Origin of the sequence: Pseudomonas sp. RL_15y_Pfl2_60 (assembly GCF_963970595.1) — a bacterium.
GTDB lineage: Bacteria > Pseudomonadota > Gammaproteobacteria > Pseudomonadales > Pseudomonadaceae > Aquipseudomonas.
This window is the reverse complement of the sequence record NZ_CAXAOE010000005.1, coordinates 189,514-209,851: the sequence shown is the minus strand read 5'-3', so window position 1 is coordinate 209,851 and position 20,338 is coordinate 189,514. Positions and strand designations below refer to the sequence as shown.

The window sequence follows — 20,338 nt, the reverse complement described above, 5'->3', positions numbered from 1 at the left end:
CCATCAGCTGGGCGCATACAGGGCCAGCGGTTCTCAGGCGCGCGAGGCGTTTTTCAGTGACACCTGGGTGTTGAGCGTCCAGAAGTCATAAAGCACGCCGACAAAGAACAGGCCTCCGGTGAACAGGTAGATGATCCCGGTAATCCATTTGCCTTGGTACATGCGATGAACGCCGAAAATGCCGAGAAAGGTCAGCAGAATCCAGGCGACGTTGTAATCGGTTTCGCCTGCGGTAAAGCGCAGGTCAGCTTCCTTGTCCATGGCGGGAATCAGGAACAGGTCGATGATCCAGCCGATAAAAAACAAGCCCAAGGTGAAGAACCAGATGGTTCCCGTCACAGGCTTGCCATAGTAGAAACGGTGGGCGCCGAGAAATCCGAAGATCCATAACAGATAACCGATTGTCTTGCTGTGGGTGTCCTGTTGCTGCATAGCTGCTCGCCTCCTGCTTGCATGGAAAAAATTGAGACAACCGCGCGGCGGGTTGAGTGCCGTCGCGCTGGATAAATTTCGCTAAACCCCTTGCTAGCGAAAGCTGCGGCCCGGGTTATCGTCGTTGCTGACTTCCAATGACAAGCCTTGCGCCATGCTGGTCAGGTGGTCGCCATCGGTTTCTGAACCGAGCTTGATCATCAGGCGCAGGTCGTTCGCCGAGTCGGCATAGAGCAAGGCATCTTCGTAAGTGATTTCGCCCTGGCTGTAGAGGTTGTACAGCGCTTGGTCGAATGTCTGCATGCCCTGCTCGGTTGAGCGCTTCATCAAGGCCTTGAGCTCATGCACATCGCCTTTGCGAATCAAGTCTGCGGCCAGTGGCGTGTTGATCAACACTTCGATTACCGCGCGCCGACCTTTGCCGTCCGGGGTTGGAATCAGTTGCTGGGCAACGATTGCCTTGAGGTTGAGCGACAAATCCATCCACACCTGGTTCTGCCGGTCAGCTGGGAAGAAGTTGATGATCCGATCCAACGCCTGGTTTGCGTTGTTAGCGTGCAAGGTGGCCAGGCACAGGTGACCGGTTTCAGCGAAGGCAACGGCGTGATCCATGGTTTCGCGGGTACGCACCTCACCAATCAGGATCACATCGGGCGCCTGGCGCAGGGTGTTTTTCAGCGCCACTTCAAACGACTCGGTGTCGATACCCACTTCACGCTGGGTAACGATGCAATTCTGGTGTTGGTGGATATATTCGATCGGGTCTTCGATGGAAATGATGTGGCCGCTGCTGTTCTTGTTGCGATAGCCAATCATCGCCGCCAGGGAGGTCGATTTACCGGTACCCGTCGCCCCGACGAACAGCACCAGGCCGCGCTTGGTCAGTGCCAGTTTTTTTAGGATTTCCGGTAACTGCAAGTCATCAAGCGTCGGGATATTGGTTTCGATCCGGCGCAATACCATGCCCGCCAGGTTGCGCTGGTAAAACGCACTGACCCGGAAACGGCCAACACCCCGGGCGCTGATCGCAAAGTTGCATTCGTGATTCTCGGTAAACTCGCGGCGTTGCTGCTCGTTCATCACCGAATGCACGGTTTCACGGGTTTGCTCAGGTGACATGGCAGTCTTGGTGATCGGCATGATCTTGCCGTTGACCTTCATCGACGGTGGCACGCCCGCAGTAATAAAAAGGTCAGACCCACCTTTCTCGACCATCAGGCGCAGCAGTTTTTCAAAGTCCATTGTGTTCTCTCACCGTCGCAGTCACGCGTTTACATCATAAGTGACGTCAATGCGCGTGTGCCATCGACGCCTGGGCTCCGGAGCACAGGCGGCCCAGAGGTTTTGAGTATAGCCAGTGGCGTTTCTTTAGAAATTCTCAGGGTTCTTGGATTTCTCACGCGCGCTTTCGCGGCTGACCAAGCCTTTTGCCACCAAACCTTTAAGGCAGGCATCAAGGGTCTGCATGCCCAGCGAGCCACCGGTCTGGATTGATGAATACATCTGCGCCACTTTGTCTTCGCGGATCAGGTTCCGAATTGCCGGGGTGCCGATCATGATCTCGTGTGCAGCCACCCGACCACCGCCGATTTTCTTCAACAGGGTCTGGGAAATAACCGCCTGCAATGATTCCGAGAGCATTGAGCGAACCATGGATTTCTCTTCAGCCGGGAATACGTCAACCACCCGGTCGATGGTTTTGGCGGCTGAAGTGGTGTGCAAGGTGCCGAAGACCAAGTGCCCGGTTTCCGCAGCGGTAAGCGCCAGGCGGATGGTTTCAAGGTCACGCATCTCACCCACCAGAATGATGTCCGGGTCTTCCCGCAACGCCGAGCGCAGTGCTTCGGAGAAGCCCAATGTGTCGCGATGAACTTCACGCTGGTTGACCAGGCACTTCTTCGATTCGTGAACGAATTCGATCGGATCTTCGATGGTCAGGATGTGGTGATACTTGGTGGCGTTGAGGTAATCGAGCATTGCCGCCAAGGTGGTCGACTTACCCGAACCTGTTGGACCTGTCACCAGAACCAGGCCACGTGGCACGTCGGTGATCTTGCGAAACACCTCGCCCATGCCGAGGTCTTCCATGGTCAGAACCTTGGAAGGAATCGTCCGGAATACAGCGCCAGCACCACGGTTCTGGTTAAAGGCGTTAACCCGGAAACGCGCGACACCCGGCACTTCGAACGAGAAGTCGGTCTCCAGGAATTCTTCGAAATCCTTGCGCTGCTTGTCGTTCATGATGTCGTAGATCAGCGCGTGCACCTGCTTATGGTCCAGTGCAGGCAAGTTGATGCGACGCACGTCACCATCAACCCGAATCATCGGTGGCAGCCCCGAAGAAAGGTGCAAGTCTGAAGCCCCTTGCTTGGCACTGAACGCCAGCAGTTCTGTGATATCCATGTAACTCCCCAACAGGCTGCTTAAATAACGCTGCACCCGGTTATGCAGTGTTTAAATCAAATCAAACGGCTCAACTAGCACGCGTCGTTGCAGGCAGAATGACGCGCCCTGTCACGTTAGTTTTTCTCAACCAGCGGCCATTGACGTTAGAATGCCCCACACGCAGAGCGAACGGGCCACAGAGCGTAAGTAATGTCCACGATAGCAGAGAATATTGCAAAGGTCGGAACTCGGATCCGTGAGGCGGCGCAAGCCTGCGCACGTCAACCCGAGACAATTGGTTTGCTTGCAGTAAGCAAAACCAAACCAGCCAGCGCCGTTCGCCAAGCTTATGCGGCTGGTGTACATGACTTTGGTGAAAATTATCTACAAGAAGCGCTGGATAAACAGCACGAATTATCCAATTTGCCATTGATTTGGCATTTCATCGGCCCCATTCAGTCAAATAAGACCCGCGCCATCGCCGAAAACTTTGATTGGGTACATTCAGTCGACCGGCTCAAGGTGGCGCAACGCTTGTCAGCACAGCGACCGCCGCACTTGCCCGCATTGAATATCTGCTTGCAGGTCAACGTCAGCCAGGAGGCCAGTAAATCCGGCTGTAGCCCTGAACAATTACCGGCATTGGCAGCGGCCGTAAAGGCCTTACCGAACTTGCAACTAAGGGGGCTGATGGCAATTCCAGAGCCAAGTAATGACCCGGCGCAACAAAGCGCGGCATTCGCCTTGTTACGCGAGCTGCAGCAAGGTTTGAATCTTGATCTCGACACATTGTCCATGGGCATGAGTCACGACCTTGAAGCAGCTATTGCCCAAGGCGCGACTTGGGTTCGAATTGGTACGGCACTCTTTGGTGCCCGCGACTATCGTTCTGAATCAACACAGGAAACTCCGCTATGACTTCTCCTCGCATCGCCTTTATCGGCGCAGGCAACATGGCCGCCAGCCTCATCGGCGGCATGCGCGCGCAAGGCTTCGACGCCAGTGCCATTCGAGCCAGTGACCGCGGTGAAGAGCAACGCGCGAAAATTTCTGCCGAGCACGGCATCAGCACTTTTGCCAGTAACGCCGAGGCGATAGAAGGTGCGGACGTCATAGTGCTGTCGATCAAGCCACAGGTGATGAAAGAGGTCTGCACCGACCTCGCCCAACACCTGCAAGCGGGACAACTGGTGGTTTCCATCGCCGCCGGTATCAACTGCACCAGCCTTGAAAACTGGCTCGGCGAGCGCCCCATAGTGCGCTGCATGCCCAACACGCCAGCGCTATTGCGCCAGGGCGTTAGCGGCTTGTATGCCAATGCCCGCGTTAGCCCAGAGCAGAAAGACCAGGCCGAACAATTGCTCAAGGCCGTCGGCATGACCGTTTGGCTCGAACAAGAACAGCAAATCGATGCGGTAACCGCCGTTTCAGGCAGTGGTCCCGCTTATTTCTTCCTGTTGATCGAAGCCATGACGGCCGCTGGCGAAAAACTGGGGTTGCCACGCGAAACCGCTGCCCAACTGACGCTGCAAACAGCCTTGGGCGCCGCCCATATGGCCGTCGCCAGCGATGTCGACGCAGGCGAACTGCGGCGCCGGGTGACCTCGCCTGCTGGCACCACCGAAGCTGCAATCAAAACCTTCCAGGCTGGCCGCTTTGAAGCCCTGGTTGATGACGCATTACACGCTGCTGCTCGCCGTTCGGCCGAGCTGGCTGAACAGCTAGGCAAATAAGGAGCAAATAATGATTGGTTTGAACACTGCAGGCGTCTATATCCTGCAAACTATCGGCAGTCTCTACCTGTTGATCGTGCTGCTGCGATTCATCCTGCAATTGGTTCGCGCTGATTTCTACAACCCGCTCAGCCAGTTTATCGTGCGCGCGACCCAGCCGTTGCTCAAACCCATGCGCAAGCTGATCCCGAGCATCTTCGGCCTCGACACCTCTTCGTTGATACTCGCCGTGATCGTCCAGTTCGTGCTCATGGAGCTAACCCTGATGTTGATGGGCTACGGCTTTGGCGCACCGCTGCTGGTATTGGTCTGGTCGATCATTGGCGTCACCGCACTGTTCCTCAAGGTGTTCTTCTTTGCCTTGATCATCAGCGTGATTCTGTCGTGGGTCGCCCAGGGTAGCCATAACCCAGCGGTTGAACTGGTGAACCAGATTTGCGAACCCCTGTTGATGCCTTTCCGGCGAATCCTGCCAAACCTCGGCGGCCTAGACCTTTCGCCGATCCTGGCATTCCTGGTGCTCAACCTGATCGACATGCTGGTTATCCGCAACCTGGCGGTCATGACCGGCATGCTCTCGGGCCTGAGCCTGGCGATCTAACTAAGGCTTGGCGCTGAGTCGACGAGGTTCCCCCGCCTTGCCGACGGCGCTTGAATAGACCCTGACGCTATACAACAACTGGCCCGCCCGGGCCGGTTGGCTGGGCAAAACGACCGTTTATAGACAGGCTAATTGACGATTCGTACAGTCTAGGCATAATGCCATCACTGCAAGGATTCAATACAAGTGAGTCGGCTTTCACATATCGGCTGAAAATGCCCGGCCTGGCTTGTAAATATAGTCATAATGGATTGATAGCAAAGCCTACAGGTCGATGCGGGACGTGCTAGATGCTTCAATTCGTTAAAGGATGGAGTCAATGAGCATGGAACGTCTCACCCAGCAGATCGACGCCTATGTGGCGTGGAAACGCGAGCTTATGCGTGAAATCACGCGCTATCGCAGTTGGCTCGAAACCAACCGTTTAAACTCGGATAACGTTGCCGCCAAACTTGAGCGCGCACTTCGGGTTTTGCGTACCGATCACATCACCCTGGCGTTCGTTGGCGAGTTCTCGCGCGGCAAGACCGAGCTCATAAACAGCCTGTTCTTCTCTTCTTATGGCCAGCGCATGCTGCCATCGCACGCCGGGCGCACCACCATGTGCCCAACCGAGCTGTTCTTCGACCCACGCTCCGAGCATTCCTATATTCGGCTACTGCCGATAGAAACTCGCGCCTCGGAAGCCAGCGTTGCCCAGTTCAAGCGCGCCCCGCAACACTGGGTGAACATCCCGCTGGATGTTACGGACCCTGGCAACATGATTGCAGCGTTCAACCAGGTGTCGAAAACCAAGCCGATGAAGGTTGAAGACGCCATCCAGCTGGGCTTCCATCCAGACACCCTGGAAAACAGCGACAAACCCGGTGTGGTCATGGTGCCAGCCTGGCGTCATGCCTTGGTCAATTTCGACCATCCACTGCTGCGCCAAGGCTTGCGCATTCTCGACACGCCAGGCCTGAATGCGCTGGGTTGCGAGCCCGAACTGACCCTGTCGATGTTACCCAGCGCCCAGGCAATCCTGTTCCTGTTGTCTGCCGACACGGGCGTGACTGCAAGCGACATGGCGGCCTGGCAGCAACATATTCATCCGCTTGAAGAAGACAGCCACGCCAGCTTGTTTGCCGTGCTGAACAAGATCGACGTACTTTGGGATGACCTGGCCGGCGAGACCTTCGTGCAGAACAGCATCCGCCAGATCCAGACCATTACCGCCAAGCAACTTGGCATCAAGCCGGACGATGTATTGCCGCTTTCGGCCAAGCAGGCGCTGTTGGCTAAAGTGCGCAAGGACTCGGCCCTGCTTGCACGCAGCCAAATGCATAACCTGGAAACATTGCTCTGCGAGCGCATCGTCAAGCAAAAAGAACGCTTGATCGAAGATCATGTGGTTAATCAGGTGCTGGGCTTGGTGCAAAACAGCCAGCACGTACTCAACTTGCGCCTTGAACAAGTGACTCAGCAACAAGCCCTGCTTAACGCTCACCAGCAAGATAACGGCCAGATGCTGTTTGAGCTGACCGCCAAAACCAAAGAAGATCACAGCCAGCACCACAAGCGGCTGCTGGGCTTGAAAACCAATCAGCGCCTGCTCAAGCGCCAAGGCGATATGCTCCGTGCGGCGGTGCGGCCCGAGCAGCTTGAAAAGCACATGGAGCGCGCCCGCAAGGAGCTGACCAGTTGCTGGACAACCCTTGGCATCAACCAGGCCATCCTGCATTTTTTCAGCTCAATCCAAAACGACTTGCACAGCCTGAGCTATGAAGTCGAAACCGCCAACACCATGGTCGCAGCGGTTTATCGCCGGCACAACGAAGAAAACCCGCTCAATGGCGTTGATGCACCACAATTCAATGTGGAGCGCTATCGCCGCGAACTCAAGCAACTGCAGGTCAAGGCAGACCAGTTTCGCTTGCACTTAAAGTCCTTGTTGACCGAGCAGAAAAGCCTGGCAAAACGCTTTTTTGCCACGCTTGCCCAAGAGGTGGTTGGCATGCACCAGCGGCTGCGCCAGGATGCGGACCAGTGGGCCAACGACGCCTTGATGCCCCTGATGCAGCATACGCTGGAACATAAGCAGCTCCTGGAAACCCACATGCTGCGGCTCAAGGCGCTGGCTCAGGAAACCCAACACACCCGCCAGCGCACTCAACAATTGGCCCGCTACCGCGCAGACCTGAGCGCACAGCTCAACGAGGCGGCTGACATGCTGCGTAACCTGCGCCGTCCTGCGCCCATCCATCGCCAGAGCAAGGTAGTCAATCTACCGCTTGCGGCACGCAGCATGAGCGCCAACGAATAAACCGGCCCCAAAACCGGTTCGCTGGCGGCCCAGAACCCGCATCCACTTTTGTATCCGGGCTTTACTCAAACGCTCAAGACACCGCCCCATCGCTTGCCGCAGGGGGCGGCGCTCTTTAGACTGCATGACTTTCTTTTTCAACTCTCAACTTTGCGAGCAGGGTCGATGTCGACTGCCTTTCCACAAGATTCTGTTGGCTTGGTGACACCCCAAGTACTGCATTTTGCCGAGCCGTTATCACTGGCTTCCGGGCGAACCCTTGCCAACTATGACCTGATATATGAAACCTACGGCGAACTAAACGCAGCACGCAGCAACGCCGTTTTGATTTGCCATGCGCTGTCCGGCCATCACCATGCTGCGGGCTATCACAGCGCTGAAGACCGCAAGCCCGGTTGGTGGGACAGCTGTATCGGCCCCGGCAAAGCCATTGATACCAACCGTTTCTTTGTGGTCAGCCTGAATAACCTCGGTGGCTGCAACGGTTCTACCGGCCCATCGAGCATCAACCCGGAAACTGGCAAGCCCTTTGGCGCCGATTTTCCGGTGATGACCGTTGAATGCTGGGTTCATAGCCAGGCTCGACTGGCCGATGCACTGGGTATCGAGCAGTGGGCAGCCGTGGTCGGCGGTAGCTTGGGCGGCATGCAAGCCATGCAATGGACCATCAGTTATCCACAGCGCGTACGCCACTGCGTTGCCATTGCCTCGGCACCGAAACTGTCGGCACAGAACATCGCTTTCAATGAAGTTGCGCGCCAGGCCATCCTGACTGACCCGGAGTTTCATGGCGGCCACTTCCAGGAACAAGGCGTCATCCCCAAGCGCGGCCTGATGCTAGCGCGCATGGTTGGGCACATCACGTATTTGTCTGACGACGCCATGGGCGAGAAATTCGGGCGCGGCCTGAAAAGTGAAAAGCTCAACTACGACTTCCACAGCGTCGAGTTCCAGGTCGAAAGCTACCTGCGTTATCAAGGCGAAGAATTTTCCGGACGCTTTGACGCCAACACCTACCTGTTGATGACCAAAGCGCTCGACTACTTTGACCCAGCCGCGGCAAATGACGGCGACCTGGCGAAAACCCTGGCGGCGGCGCAGGCAGACTTCTGCGTGATCTCATTCACCACTGACTGGCGCTTCTCGCCGCAGCGCTCACGCGAGATCGTCGACGCCCTGACCTCTGCGCGCAAAAACCTGTGCTATCTGGAAATCGACGCGCAGCAAGGTCACGACGCATTCCTGATGCCGATCCCGCGCTATCTGCAGGCATTTAGCAGCTATATGAATCGAATTACCTTGTGAGGCAGGCATGAGAGCCGATCTGGACATTATCCAAGACTGGATTCCCGCAGGCAGCCGCGTGCTTGACCTTGGCTGCGGCAACGGCGAATTACTCGCCTGGCTGCGCGACAATAAACAGGTCTTTGGTTACGGCCTGGAAATCGACCCCGACAACATTGCCGAATGCGTGGACAAGGGCGTCAATGTTATCGAGCAAGACCTCGACAAAGGCCTGGGCAACTTTGCCGATGGCAGCTTTGACGTGGTGGTCATGACTCAAGCGCTACAGGCCGTGCATTTCCCGGATCGCATCCTCAAGGAAATGCTCCGCGTCGGTAAAACCTGTGTCATCACCTTCCCGAATTTTGGCCACTGGCGCTGCCGCTGGTACCTGGCCAGCAAGGGCCGCATGCCGGTTTCCGACTTTTTGCCCTACACCTGGTACAACACGCCGAATATTCACTTCTGCACATTTGAAGACTTCGAGCGTCTGTGCCTGGACCAGCAAGCGACCATTCTTGAGCGCCTGGCGGTTGATCGCGACCACCGGCACGGTTGGGCCAGCAAAATCTTGCCTAACCTGTTAGGTGAGATCGGCATCTATCGGGTCAGTGGCTATACCGCCATGAACAGCAACGACCAAGCCAGCTGACTTTTAAAGGAGATCCTTATGCGTCGCCTCGTCGTATTACTTATGGCTCTGTGCCTGAGCCTGCCAGCCTTCGCTGAACGCAAGAAAACCTACGGTGACCTGGACATTCACTACAACGCCTTCAACTCCGGGTTCTTGCAGCCGGATATCGCTGCAGCCAATGGTTTGGTGCGGAGCAAAACCCAAGGAGTGGTCAATATTGCCGTGCTTAAAGGCGGCAAGGCCAGCGCCGCCAACGTCACCGGCTCGGTAAAGGACCTGCTGGGCAAGAACTACGCGCTGAACTTCAAAAAAGTCAGCGAGCCGGGCGCGATTTATTACCTGGCGCAGTTCCCTTTCGAGCAGCGTGAAGTCTTGCGCTTCACCATTAATGTCACCGCTGGCGATGGCACGGCGCACAGCTTCGATTTCAACCAGGAATTTTTCCCAGACGAATGATCCAGCTTACTGAACTAGTACTGGCCAGCCATAACGCTGGCAAACTCAAAGAACTCCAGGCCATGCTTGGCGACTCAATTCGAGTACGCTCGGTAGGTGAATTCAGCGCCGTTGAGCCTGAAGAAACCGGCCTGTCCTTCGTCGAGAACGCCATTCTCAAGGCTCGCAATGCCGCACGCGTATCAGGCTTGCCCGCGCTCGCCGATGACTCAGGACTGGCTGTGGATTACCTCGGCGGCGCACCCGGCATCTACTCGGCGCGCTATGCAGACGGGCAAGGTGATGCTGCCAACAATGCCAAGCTGCTTGAAGTGCTCAAAGATGTCGCCCCAGAGCAACGCGGTGCCCAGTTTGTTTGCTGTCTGGCCTTGGTCCGCCACGCCGACGACCCGCTGCCGATCATCTGCGAAGGACTGTGGCACGGGCGTATCCTGCCAGCGGCACAAGGCGTTCATGGCTTCGGTTACGACCCTTTGTTCTGGGTGCCAGAGCGCGATTGCTCAAGTGCCGAACTCACCCCTGCCGAGAAGAACCAGCTCAGCCACCGCGCGCGCGCCATGGCGCTGTTCAAGCAACGGCTGGGTCTATGACAACAGCGCCAAACGCTGGCCAGACCATCGCCAGCGACCGCAGCCATCACCTGGTTGAAGGCTTTGTGTTACCGCCATTGGCGTTGTATATCCACATTCCCTGGTGCGTTAAAAAATGTCCCTATTGCGACTTCAACTCCCATGCAGCGGCGCCAACCCTGCCAGAGGAAGAGTACGTTGACGCCTTGCTGGCCGATCTCGACGCCGACTTGCCTGCTGTACACGGCCGTGAACTGACGTCGATCTTCTTTGGCGGCGGTACCCCAAGCCTGTTTTCAGCCAAGGCCCTCGGGCGCTTGCTGGCGGGCGTTGAAGAGCGGATCAGGTTTGTCGACGGCATTGAGATCACCCTTGAAGCCAACCCCGGCACCTTTGAACAGGCCAAGTTTTCGGCGTACCGCAAGTTGGGGATCAACCGGCTGTCAATCGGCGTACAAAGTTTCCAGTCAGCCAAGCTGCAGGCGCTCGGCCGAATCCATGATGGCGATGAAGCCGTACGCGCCGCCGACATGGCCCGCGCAGCTGGCTTTGACAACTTCAACCTCGACCTTATGCACGGCTTGCCCGATCAGTCCATTGACGATGCCCTGGCAGATCTGCGCACCGCCATTGCGCAGCAACCGACGCACCTGTCCTGGTATCAGCTGACACTTGAGCCCAATACGGTGTTCTGGAACCAGCCACCAACCTTGCCCGAAGACGATACGCTCTGGGATATTCAGGAAGCGGGCCAGGCACTGCTTGCCGAACATGGCTATGCACAATATGAAGTCTCAGCCTATGCCCAGCCAGGCAAGGCGGCGCGGCATAACCTGAATTACTGGAGCTTCGGCGATTTCATCGGAATTGGTGCGGGCGCTCACGGCAAGCTCAGCAGCCCCGATGGCATTATCCGGCGCACCTGGAAAACCCGCCTGCCCAAGGACTACCTCGACCCAAACAAGCGCTTTAGTGCAGGCGAGCGCGTTCTAGGGCAGGATGAGTTGCCGTTCGAGTTCTTGATGAATGTATTGCGCCTCACCGAAGGTGTGGCTAGCGAGCTGTTCAGCCAGCGCACTGGCCTGCCGCTCAGCCTGCTAAGCGAGGCACGTAAAGAGGCGCAACAACGCGGCCTGCTGCAAGACAACCCTGATCGCCTGACTGCGACAGCAGAGGGCCAGTTGTTTCTGAATGACTTACTGCAACAGTTTTTGCCTTGATAGGCAGTTGATGAGCCTTTTGCTCTAAGGACACCGCATGGACCTGCTACTTGACCTAACCGCCACACTGTCACGCTGGAGTCGCAGCCACCTGTACGATATCTCGCTGGCGATCATGGCGACCCTGTTCGTACTCTTCGGCCCAGCGATCAATGCCTGGGTCCAGCGCAGCATTGGCGGCCTGAACTTTGTCTTTCGCACCATCATTTTCGTGGTCGTGTGCGCCGTGGTGTATGGCTTGGCCATCGTATTCCTGACGCCTTACCTGAGCGCAGGGCTCGGCCAATTCAACAACTACACCTTGGCGCCAGTGTTGTTGCTGGTGTTCTTTTTGATCGGCGTGCTGGCTGATCGCAGCTAAGAAACGTATTGCTTTCAATGGTGGACGGAAAAACACCATCCACCCTACTAATGCGTTTAAAGGCGCTGCCAGCCTTCAAATACATAAGGCGGGGTTGTTTCAGTGGCGGGATGCGCCTCGCTTGAGGCCAGTTGCCAGGCAGCGGCATCAAACTCAGGAAACCAGGCATCACCGTCCGGGCTGAGATTGATCCGCGTCAGGTACATGCGCTGTGCCTGCTCAAGGCCTTGGGCATACAGTTGCGCGCCGCCAATCAGCATCAACTCATCCACACCCTGCTCACGCGCCCAGGCATCGGCACGGGCCACGGCCTCTTCCAGCGAAGCAAAGACTTCAGCGCCTTCAAGTTGCAAACCGCTTTGGCGGCTAACCACCAGGTTCAGGCGCCCCGGCAAAGGTCGGCCGAGCGAATCCCAGGTTTTGCGCCCCATGATGATCGGCTTGCCCAGCGTCAGCGCCTTGAAGTGCTTGAGATCCGCTGGCAAGTGCCAAGGCATTTGGTTATCGAGGCCAATCACGCGGTTGTCCGCGAGCGCCGCAATCAGACAAAGAGGAAGAGTATTTTTCATGCGGGCGAGCATAGCAAAGCTTGGGTGCAGGGTGCGACAACGCGCAGCTTGTCCACTGAGGTTCAAGCCCCGTTAAAACCACGGATGCAAAGCGCTGTAACCAAAGCGTCACCAAGCCAATTGCAGACTATCCTTTTAGCGAGCACCTCGCACAAGGACGACGCGCATGCCTACACTCAACCACCTATTCGCTGATCACCACTCCCGCCTTGGCGCTTTAGCCTGCCTGTTTTGCTTGCCCTTTATGGCGACCGCAGCGCCTGAATCGCCTGCGCACGCGGCCAAGGCGCAGCCTTATCCACTGGTCATCGGCCACCGTGGCGCCAGCGGCTATGTACCCGAACACACGCTCGGCGCTTATGCATTGGCGGTCACTCTGGGCGCTGACTATATCGAGCCTGATCTGGTGATGACCAAAGACGGACAATTGGTGGCGCGGCATGACAATGAACTGGGCTTGACCACCGATGTGGCGGATCACCCGGAATTTGCCGAACGCAAACGCAGTAAAACAGTTGATGGCATCGCGCTGAATGGCTGGTTTAGCGAGGACTTTACCCTAGCTGAACTCAAGACCCTGCGCGCCATTGAGCGAATCCCCAATGTCCGCCCCGGCAACGCACGTCTCAATGGCAGCATGCAGATCCCGACGCTGCAGGAAATCATCGACCTGAGCAAAGACCTACAACGCAGCCAGCAACGACAGATTGGCCTGTATATCGAAACCAAGCACCCAAGCTACTTTCAGCAACAAGGCTTGAGCATGGAAAAACCCTTGCTGAAAGTCCTCAAGGAAAATGGCTTGGACAGCGCCAAGGCGCCGGTTTATATCCAATCGTTCGAGGTCAACAACCTGAAACAGCTCAGTCGTGACAGCGATATCCGCTTGATCCAGTTGTACGGCGAAGGCCAGCCATTTGACCAAGCCAGCAGTGGCAACACGCTGACCTACGCACAAATGACAACGCCGCAAGGCTTCAAACAGGTCGCCGAATACGCCGTTGGCGTCGGCCCACACAAAAGCGCAATTATCCCGCTCGACAGCAACGGCGTGCTTGATCCAGCCAACACCACCCGTTTTGTTGCCGATGCCCACGCTGCCAAATTGAAAGTTCACCCCTATACCTTCCGCGCCGAAAACAGCTTTTTGCCTGTGAATCTGCGCAAAGGCGATGACCCACAAGCCCGTGGTGATATCGAACAGGAGATCAATATCTTCCTCGACGCCGGAATCGACGGGCTGTTCAGCGACCAGCCAGACATTGCAGCCAAGGTCAGAAGCCTGCGCAAATAAACCGATGCCGTAGTTGAAACAGCGTCCAGCGGTTATGCTCAGCATTCAATCCTGAAGCGAGATACCGCGTGACAGCTGCCGCCAATACGCTGAGTAAACTGCAAAAGCTCTGGCTCACCGAGACCATCCGCTTGCGCGAGGAGCACACCGGGCCGCTCGAAGACAGCGAAGCCAACCGCCGTGTGCAAATCAGCGGCGGCGATTTTGCCGAGCGCCTGCAACAGCGTGCTTTATTACTGGCCGAACGTGACGGCCAGCGACAAGCCTTGAGTCATTGGTACCAAGGCTCACGACTGGCGGTTCTGGCCATGCTGGTATTGGCCGTGTTCAGCGGCATAGGTTTGAGTGTTGCCGCCCTCGGCGATGGTCTGCGCCCGGTCAACGTGTTCTGGGCGCTCGGCAGCATGCTTGGGCTCAACCTGTTGATGCTGGTCGGCTGGCTGCTTGGACTTTTACTTGCGGGTAATAGCGCCGGAGCACTGGGCCGCTTGTGGTTGTGGCTCAGTGAGAAACTGGCGCGCGATGCGCAGGTGGCGCAACTGGCACCGGCCTTGCTCATTTTGCTGCAACGTCAACGGCTCAGCCGTTGGGTGCTGGGCATCATGAGCAACGGATTCTGGCTGGTCGCGCTGCTCAGCACGTTGTTGAGCATGTTGCTGTTGCTGGCCACACGACGCTATGGTTTTGTCTGGGAAAGCACCATTCTCAGCGGTGAAACCTTTACCGTACTGACACAAAGTATCGGCGCCTTGCCTGCGCTGTTCGGCTTCAGCCTGCCAGATGCCGAACTGATCCGCATCAGCGGCGACAGCGCCATGCTCAGCGAAGCCGCACGACAAAGCTGGGCCGGCTGGCTGGTCGGCGTATTGCTGGTTTACGGCATCATTCCGCGCCTGCTGCTGACGCTTGCCTGCTGGCTGCTCTGGCGCAAAGGACGCACCGCCCTGAAACTCGACACCAGCCTGCCCGGCTACAGCTTGCTGCGCGAACGGCTGCAACCGAGCAGTGAGCGCCTTGGGATAAATGACAGCGCGCCGGATGCGTTGCATCAACCCGCAGCAGGCCACAACACCAACCCTAGCGAAGAAGCGGTGTTGATGGCCATCGAGCTGGATACCCAGCGCCAATGGCCACCGACCACACTGCCAAAAATCGTGCGTGATGCCGGGGTGATCGACAGCCGCGAACAGCGCCAGCGCTTGCTCGAACAATTGACGCGCTTTCCCCCGGCCCGCCTGGTGATTGCCTGCGACCCGCGCCGCTCGCCCGACCGCGGCGCCTTGAGCCTGCTTGGCGAACTGAGCCGCTGCGCGGGCGCCACACGCATCTGGCTATTACAGCCGCCAACGGGCGAGCCGCTCGACAGCGCTCGTTTAAGCGACTGGCACACAGCGCTCAACAGCCTGCAACTGCAACACAGTGATTCGGCGCCGCTACGCTGGCTGGAGAACGGTCATGACTAAGTCCAAAGCGCTGCGCCTGGCCGTCGTCGGCCACACCAATGTCGGCAAGACTTCACTGCTGCGCACCCTGACCCGCGACGTCGGCTTTGGCGAGGTATCACACCGCCACAGCACCACCCGCCATGTTGAGGGCGCGCGCCTGTCGGTCGAGGGTGAAGCGCTGCTGGAACTTTACGACACACCGGGGCTGGAAGATGCAATCGCCCTGCTCGACTACCTGGAACGTCTTGATCACCCCGGCGAACGGCTCGATGGCCCGGCGCGGCTGGAGCGTTTTCTGCAAAGTAGCGAGGCCCATCAGCGTTTCGAGCAAGAAGCCAAGGTGCTACGCCAGCTTCAAGCCTCCGACGCCGGTTTGTATGTGATTGATGCACGCGAGCCGGTACTGGCCAAGTACCGCGACGAGCTCGAAGTGCTGAGCATGTGCGGGCGCCCCTTGCTACCCGTATTGAATTTTGTTGCCGGCACTGCTCATCGCGAATCCGAGTGGCGAGAAGCACTGGCCCGCATTGGCTTGCACGCACTGGTGCGCTTCGACAGCGTGGCGCCGCCCGTTGATGGTGAACGGCGCCTCTATGAAAGCCTGGGCCTGTTACTGGAAAAAGCCGCGCCGCAACTGCAGCGCCTGGTCGACGATCATCAGGCCCAACGCGAGGCCCGCGTCCTGGCTGGGCTGCAGCTGATTGCTGATTTGCTGATTGATTGCGCGTCCTATCGACGCAGCGTTGCAGCTGAACCTGCACTTGAAAAGGCGGCGATCAATTCGCTACGCGAGAACATTTGCAAGCGCGAACAACGTTGTGTTGAAGACCTGCTCAAGCTCTATGCCTTCCGTAAAGATGACGCCACGGCTGAAGATCTCCCCCTGCTTGACGGACGCTGGGGCGATGACCTGTTCAATCCACAAACCCTCAAGCAGCTCGGGATCAAGGTCGGTGGCGGTATGGCGGCAGGCGCGGCAACAGGCGCCGGGATCGACCTGCTGGTTGGCGGCATTACCCTTGGTGCAGCTGCTGCCCTGGGCGCATTGATTGGCGGCGGCGCCCAGACCTTGCGTGGTTATGGCCAGCGCCTTAAAGGCAAGTTCAAAGGTGAACGCGAGCTAACGGTCGATGATGCCGTGCTGCGTCTTCTGGCCCTGCGCCAGCAACTGCTGCTGGCAGCCTTGGATGAGCGCGGCCATGCGGCGATGAATGCAATCAAGCTCGCCGCTCCTCAAGACAGTACCTGGCGCCAAGGCAAACTGCCCGAAGCCCTGCGCGACGCCCGCGCCTACCCGCAATGGTCAAGCATCGATAATCGCAGTTGGCGCAACAACAGCGAACGCCGCGAAAGAGTCGAGGCTCTGACCAAAGAGCTGCTTGATCAACAAGTCAGCAAGGGTTGAAGCTGATTGATGCGACCCTGACCAATCGCTCAGGGTCGCTCATGATGTTGAAGGCAGGGAGGCCTGACAACTACTTACTCAGGTACACATCCTTGAGTCGCTGCCACTCGTCGCCATTGGTGATGCGCAGGATTTCCTGGCTGATCGGCTCGCGCAACTGGCTGCCACTGGCGACTGCAAAGGCATATGACTGATTGTCAAAGGTGCCCGGCAATATGTCCAAGCCACCGCCGTCCAACTCTGTATTGCGATACTGCAAAATCGGCAGATCGTAGACAACCGCGTCAGTCACCCCCTCTTGCACCGAGCGCATCGCACTCAATACATCCGGGTAGACGGTGTTGCGAATGCGTTGATTGGTCAGGTATTTCTCACCGACTGTGCTGCCAATTGTCGCAACATGCGCACGCCGAAGGTCTTCGGAACCCTTGATGCCGCTTTGCAGATTGCCAACGGTCAGCGCACTGGTGACCGCAGCAGTAAAGGTCGACACCATGATCAAGGCGCTGAACATCCAGATAATGGCGATCAAGCGTCCGCCAAGTGTCACTGGTGCTTTGTCGCCATAGCCAACGGTGGTCATGGTCACTGCTGCCCACCAGAAGCTATTGCCCAACCCTTGCGTTGGCTTGCCGCCAAACTGCTCGGTGTTGCGCCGGCGTTCGAATATCCAAAGCAATGCGCCCACCAGCAATAACAAGCCAGCCAAGCCAAGCACCGCGCTGGCGAACTGCCAAGACAGCAAGCCCTTGAGTGTCGCCCAGCCACTTTTGTCACCGCCGTGCGGCACGGCAATAGCCAAGCCCGTCTGATAAATAGGATGGGTAAAGTCGAACTTGCTTTCGCGCTCGGCGGTCATGGTCAAGGCACCGATCACCACATCGAGATTACCTGCCTCAAGGCTTGGCAACAGCTCGCCAAACTGCATGGGTTTATACTCGAACTTGTAGCCCAAGGCCTTGGCGATATCATTCCAGAGATCGACGCTTATCCCGCGCCACTCACCATTATCATCATGAATGACAAAGGGCGGAACTTCGCTCAGTCCTACGCGCAGAGTGGTCTTTTCTGGCTCGTCTGCAACGGCTGAAAAACCACACAAACACAAAATAAACACCGCAATAATCCTATGCACCTCAACGCTCCATGCTTAGCAACAAAGGCATCAGGGTAACAAACTTTGGCCAATGTCCTGACACTGAGGTGCAATGGATAGTTTTGCGGGCTTAGGGATTGGGGCCCGTAACCGCTCTGAATCGGGCCCTAAAGAGCAGTTACATTTATGCAGCCTGAATGCTCGGCCATGCACTTTCGCCCAGCATTGCAGCAACAGTGCGTTCCCCCAAACCTAAACCGACACTCATGCCCAACCCGGTGTGCATCAGGACGGCCTGCACCCCTTCATCAACGCGAAGCACACTGAATGGTCCCGGCCCTCGCGCACCATAAACACCTTGCCAGCGCTCAACGACCTCAATAGGCGCACCCAAGGTATGCTCGGCCAAATTGATCATTATTTGATCAACAGCTTCACTATTGAAGGGCTCGATATCACTGCCGTAGACATGGGAATCACCAATGATCAGCTCGCCGTAGGGTGTCGGACTGATCAACAAGTGAATACCATGGGCTTCAAGCTCCGGTTGCTGTTGGGAAATTTGCGCACGGATAGCATCCGCCTCGGGCAAGTCGGAAAATGCACCGTAATGCACACAGCTCAAACCGGTGAGTAATGCATGCTGCAACTGCAGAGGTTGCTGCAAGCGCGCACGCAACATCTGCAACCCGCAGACTTGCGGTTGCAATGCGCTGATCTGCTCTGCCAGCAAGGTCTGGTAGTCGTGACCTGAACAAACCACCACTCGCGGGCTGCGAAAGATGCCGCTGGTGGTTTTAACCAGGCCGGGCTGAATATCTTGCACCAAGGTCGAGAAGTGAAACTCTACGGAGTAACGCTGTTGTAAGTGCTTAGCCAACTGCGGAATGGCTTCACGCGAATAGATCTGCTGGTCATCCAAGCCATGCAGTGCTGCACGATGATGCGCAAAGCGGCCCTCATACAAATCGCCCAGCGCTGCACCACGCAGCAAATCAACCTTATAGCCGTGCTGAGGCGCCCGCCCTTTACAAAATGCCTCAAGCAGCGCCTCCTCGGCTTCGGTACGGGCAAACAGCAACGAGCCTTGCTGCTTGATCGATAAACCGGCATCAGCCGCAAGACCGGCCCACAAGCCACGGCTCAAACGGGCAAGATCAAGCATCGGTCCGGGCGCCTGCCCGGTCACCAGCGCTTGCCCAAAGTTGCGCACGGAAGCCCCAAGCGGTGTGTGGCTGCGCTCGAACACCTTGACCTTAAGGCCGCGCTTGGCCGCCGCATAAGCATGGGCCAGGCCCAGAATACCGGCGCCTACAACCAGCAGGTCACAATCTTGCTGACTCATTAAAAATCCTCAAACTCAGTGTTTAATTCACCCTAACTGGAAGCGCACGCCTTGCGGACGCGCACCCTGCAGAGCTTTTACCCAATCAACCGCACCACAAATCGAGCGCCAGGCAGCGGCGACCTGGGTAGACGCGCGTACGCGCAACACCGCCAGAGCGTCGCTGCCGGCTGCATCACTGAGCCACAGGCTCTGATTTGCCGTCATAGCGCTTGCGCCATTCGGCGAGGATCTTGTCGCGATTCTCCGCTGCCCAGGCAAAGTCGTTCTTGATCAGGCGTTGCTCGTAGTCGGCTGGTAACTCCTGGAAACGCTCAGCGATACCCGGCTGGGCCAGTACCGCGAAGTTGCTCTTGTACAATTGCATGGCGTCGCTGCTGGCAGAAAAGTCAGCCAGCTTCTTGGCCGCGTCCAAGTGGGCGGTGCCTTTGATAATGCCGGTCGCCTCGATATCCCAGCCCAGGCCTTCTTTGGGCAGGACGATATCCAGCGGCGCCCCTTTGCGTTGCAACTGAACGGCTGGGTATTCAAACGAGATACCAATCGGGAACTCGCCAGCAGCCGCCAGCTTGCAGGGCTTGGAGCCTGAATGGGTGTATTGGCCGATGTTCTGATGCAGGCGGTCCATATAGGCCCAACCTTGTGGCTCACCGAATGTCTGCAGCCAGGAACTGACATCCAGATACCCGGTACCGGACGAAGCTGGGTTAGGCATGACGATTTTGTCTTTGTAGATCGGCTTGGTCAGGTCTTCCCAGCTAACCGGTTTCGGCAGGTTTTGCTTCTGCGCCTCGACCGTGTTGAAGCAAACAGTCGCCGCCCAGACGTCCATCCCAACCCATGCCGGAGGATTGGTTGCATCGCGGTAGTTGGCACTGATCTTGTCGAGCTGCTCTGGCGCATAGGCCTCAAGCATCTGCTGTTTGTCGAGCACGGCCAGGCTGGACGCTGCCAACCCCCACACCACATCTGCCTGTGGCCGGTCTTTTTCAGCCAGCAGTTTGGCGGTGATGATGCCCGTTGAGTCACGCACCCATTTAATTTCGATATCCGGGTTCTTCTTCTCAAACGCTTCTTTGTAAGCCTTGAGTTGCTCAACCTCGAGCGCGGTGTAAACGGTCAACTCGGTTGCAGCACTGGCGTGCAGACTAAAACCGGCAATCAAAGCGGTGGCTAGAGCAGTGCGTTTAAACATGTGAAGCTCCAA

General features: G+C 57.2%; 21 protein-coding genes. 13 read left to right on the top strand and 8 right to left on the bottom strand.

What is annotated here, in order from left to right:
• Positions 1–33: 33 nt before the first annotated feature.
• The 3 genes from AACY26_RS15245 to pilT form a co-directional block, all read right to left on the bottom strand.
• Complete coding sequence (locus AACY26_RS15245) at positions 34–432, bottom strand: TM2 domain-containing protein (RefSeq protein WP_339515448.1); 399 nt, start codon at positions 430–432, stop codon at positions 34–36.
• Positions 433–525: 93 nt separating this feature from the next.
• Positions 526–1,674, bottom strand: a complete 1,149-nt coding sequence (locus AACY26_RS15240; RefSeq protein ID WP_339515447.1) for a PilT/PilU family type 4a pilus ATPase — start codon at positions 1,672–1,674, stop codon at positions 526–528.
• A 126-nt stretch (positions 1,675–1,800) separates the two neighbouring features.
• Complete coding sequence (gene pilT, locus AACY26_RS15235; protein ID WP_087515257.1) at positions 1,801–2,835, bottom strand: type IV pilus twitching motility protein PilT; 1,035 nt, start codon at positions 2,833–2,835, stop codon at positions 1,801–1,803.
• Positions 2,836–3,027: 192 nt separating this feature from the next.
• Between pilT and AACY26_RS15230 the strand changes: the two genes are divergently transcribed.
• The 10 genes from AACY26_RS15230 (at position 3,028) to AACY26_RS15185 (ending at position 11,977) form a co-directional block, all read left to right on the top strand.
• Positions 3,028–3,735 carry a YggS family pyridoxal phosphate-dependent enzyme gene (locus AACY26_RS15230; protein WP_339515446.1) on the top strand — a complete coding sequence of 236 codons (708 nt, stop codon included), beginning with the start codon at positions 3,028–3,030 and terminating at the stop codon, positions 3,733–3,735.
• Positions 3,732–4,550, top strand: coding sequence for a pyrroline-5-carboxylate reductase (gene proC / locus AACY26_RS15225; protein WP_339515445.1), 819 nt, complete (start codon positions 3,732–3,734; stop codon positions 4,548–4,550). Before AACY26_RS15230 ends, proC begins: the two co-directional genes overlap by 4 nt.
• Before the next feature lie 10 nt (positions 4,551–4,560).
• On the top strand, positions 4,561–5,151 hold the full coding sequence (locus AACY26_RS15220) for a YggT family protein (protein WP_339515444.1): 591 nt from the start codon (positions 4,561–4,563) through the stop codon (positions 5,149–5,151).
• Between the two features lie 319 nt (positions 5,152–5,470).
• On the top strand, positions 5,471–7,453 hold the full coding sequence (locus tag AACY26_RS15215) for a dynamin-like GTPase family protein (RefSeq protein ID WP_339515443.1): 1,983 nt from the start codon (positions 5,471–5,473) through the stop codon (positions 7,451–7,453).
• Between the two features lie 165 nt (positions 7,454–7,618).
• Positions 7,619–8,758: a homoserine O-succinyltransferase MetX gene (metX, locus tag AACY26_RS15210; RefSeq protein WP_339515442.1), complete on the top strand. Its 1,140-nt coding sequence runs from the start codon at positions 7,619–7,621 to the stop codon at positions 8,756–8,758.
• Positions 8,759–8,765: 7 nt separating this feature from the next.
• Positions 8,766–9,389 carry a methionine biosynthesis protein MetW gene (gene metW / locus AACY26_RS15205; RefSeq protein ID WP_339515441.1) on the top strand — a complete coding sequence of 208 codons (624 nt, stop codon included), beginning with the start codon at positions 8,766–8,768 and terminating at the stop codon, positions 9,387–9,389.
• A gap of 18 nt (positions 9,390–9,407) precedes the next feature.
• Entirely contained in the window at positions 9,408–9,827 is a 420-nt protein-coding gene (locus AACY26_RS15200) for a DUF4426 domain-containing protein (RefSeq protein ID WP_339515440.1), read from the top strand.
• On the top strand, positions 9,824–10,417 hold the full coding sequence (rdgB, locus tag AACY26_RS15195) for an RdgB/HAM1 family non-canonical purine NTP pyrophosphatase (RefSeq protein WP_339515439.1): 594 nt from the start codon (positions 9,824–9,826) through the stop codon (positions 10,415–10,417). Before AACY26_RS15200 ends, rdgB begins: the two co-directional genes overlap by 4 nt.
• A complete protein-coding gene (hemW, locus tag AACY26_RS15190) occupies positions 10,414–11,616 on the top strand; it encodes a radical SAM family heme chaperone HemW (RefSeq protein WP_339515438.1) in 1,203 nt (400 codons plus the stop codon). Before rdgB ends, hemW begins: the two co-directional genes overlap by 4 nt.
• Positions 11,617–11,653: 37 nt before the next feature.
• On the top strand, positions 11,654–11,977 hold the full coding sequence (locus AACY26_RS15185; protein WP_339489739.1) for a DUF3392 domain-containing protein: 324 nt from the start codon (positions 11,654–11,656) through the stop codon (positions 11,975–11,977).
• A gap of 56 nt (positions 11,978–12,033) precedes the next feature.
• On the opposite strand, the gene AACY26_RS15180 is transcribed toward AACY26_RS15185, so the two are convergent.
• Positions 12,034–12,558: a dihydrofolate reductase gene (locus AACY26_RS15180; RefSeq protein ID WP_339515437.1), complete on the bottom strand. Its 525-nt coding sequence runs from the start codon at positions 12,556–12,558 to the stop codon at positions 12,034–12,036.
• A 232-nt stretch (positions 12,559–12,790) separates the two neighbouring features.
• On the opposite strand from AACY26_RS15180, the gene AACY26_RS15175 reads away from it, so the two are divergent.
• The 3 genes from AACY26_RS15175 (at position 12,791) to AACY26_RS15165 (ending at position 16,690) form a co-directional block, all read left to right on the top strand.
• Positions 12,791–13,840, top strand: coding sequence for a glycerophosphodiester phosphodiesterase (locus tag AACY26_RS15175; RefSeq protein ID WP_339515686.1), 1,050 nt, complete (start codon positions 12,791–12,793; stop codon positions 13,838–13,840).
• Between the two features lie 68 nt (positions 13,841–13,908).
• The gene (locus tag AACY26_RS15170) at positions 13,909–15,303 is read left to right on the top strand and encodes a DUF2868 domain-containing protein (RefSeq protein WP_339515436.1); all 1,395 of its coding nucleotides are present in this window, start codon (positions 13,909–13,911) and stop codon (positions 15,301–15,303) included.
• On the top strand, positions 15,296–16,690 hold the full coding sequence (locus AACY26_RS15165; protein ID WP_339515435.1) for a GTPase/DUF3482 domain-containing protein: 1,395 nt from the start codon (positions 15,296–15,298) through the stop codon (positions 16,688–16,690). The genes AACY26_RS15170 and AACY26_RS15165 overlap by 8 nt, the downstream gene beginning before the upstream one ends.
• Before the next feature lie 70 nt (positions 16,691–16,760).
• Here the strand turns inward: AACY26_RS15165 and AACY26_RS15160 are convergent, their stop codons facing one another.
• The 4 genes from AACY26_RS15160 to AACY26_RS15145 form a co-directional block, all read right to left on the bottom strand.
• The gene (locus AACY26_RS15160; RefSeq protein WP_339515434.1) at positions 16,761–17,825 is read right to left on the bottom strand and encodes a transporter substrate-binding domain-containing protein; all 1,065 of its coding nucleotides are present in this window, start codon (positions 17,823–17,825) and stop codon (positions 16,761–16,763) included.
• 145 nt (positions 17,826–17,970) lie between these two features.
• Entirely contained in the window at positions 17,971–19,131 is a 1,161-nt protein-coding gene (locus AACY26_RS15155) for a TIGR03364 family FAD-dependent oxidoreductase (RefSeq protein ID WP_339515433.1), read from the bottom strand.
• A gap of 27 nt (positions 19,132–19,158) precedes the next feature.
• Entirely contained in the window at positions 19,159–19,338 is a 180-nt protein-coding gene (locus AACY26_RS15150) for a hypothetical protein (RefSeq protein WP_339515432.1), read from the bottom strand.
• Positions 19,307–20,326, bottom strand: a complete 1,020-nt coding sequence (locus tag AACY26_RS15145; protein WP_339515431.1) for a putative 2-aminoethylphosphonate ABC transporter substrate-binding protein — start codon at positions 20,324–20,326, stop codon at positions 19,307–19,309. The genes AACY26_RS15150 and AACY26_RS15145 overlap by 32 nt, the downstream gene beginning before the upstream one ends.
• Positions 20,327–20,338 lie beyond the last annotated feature (12 nt).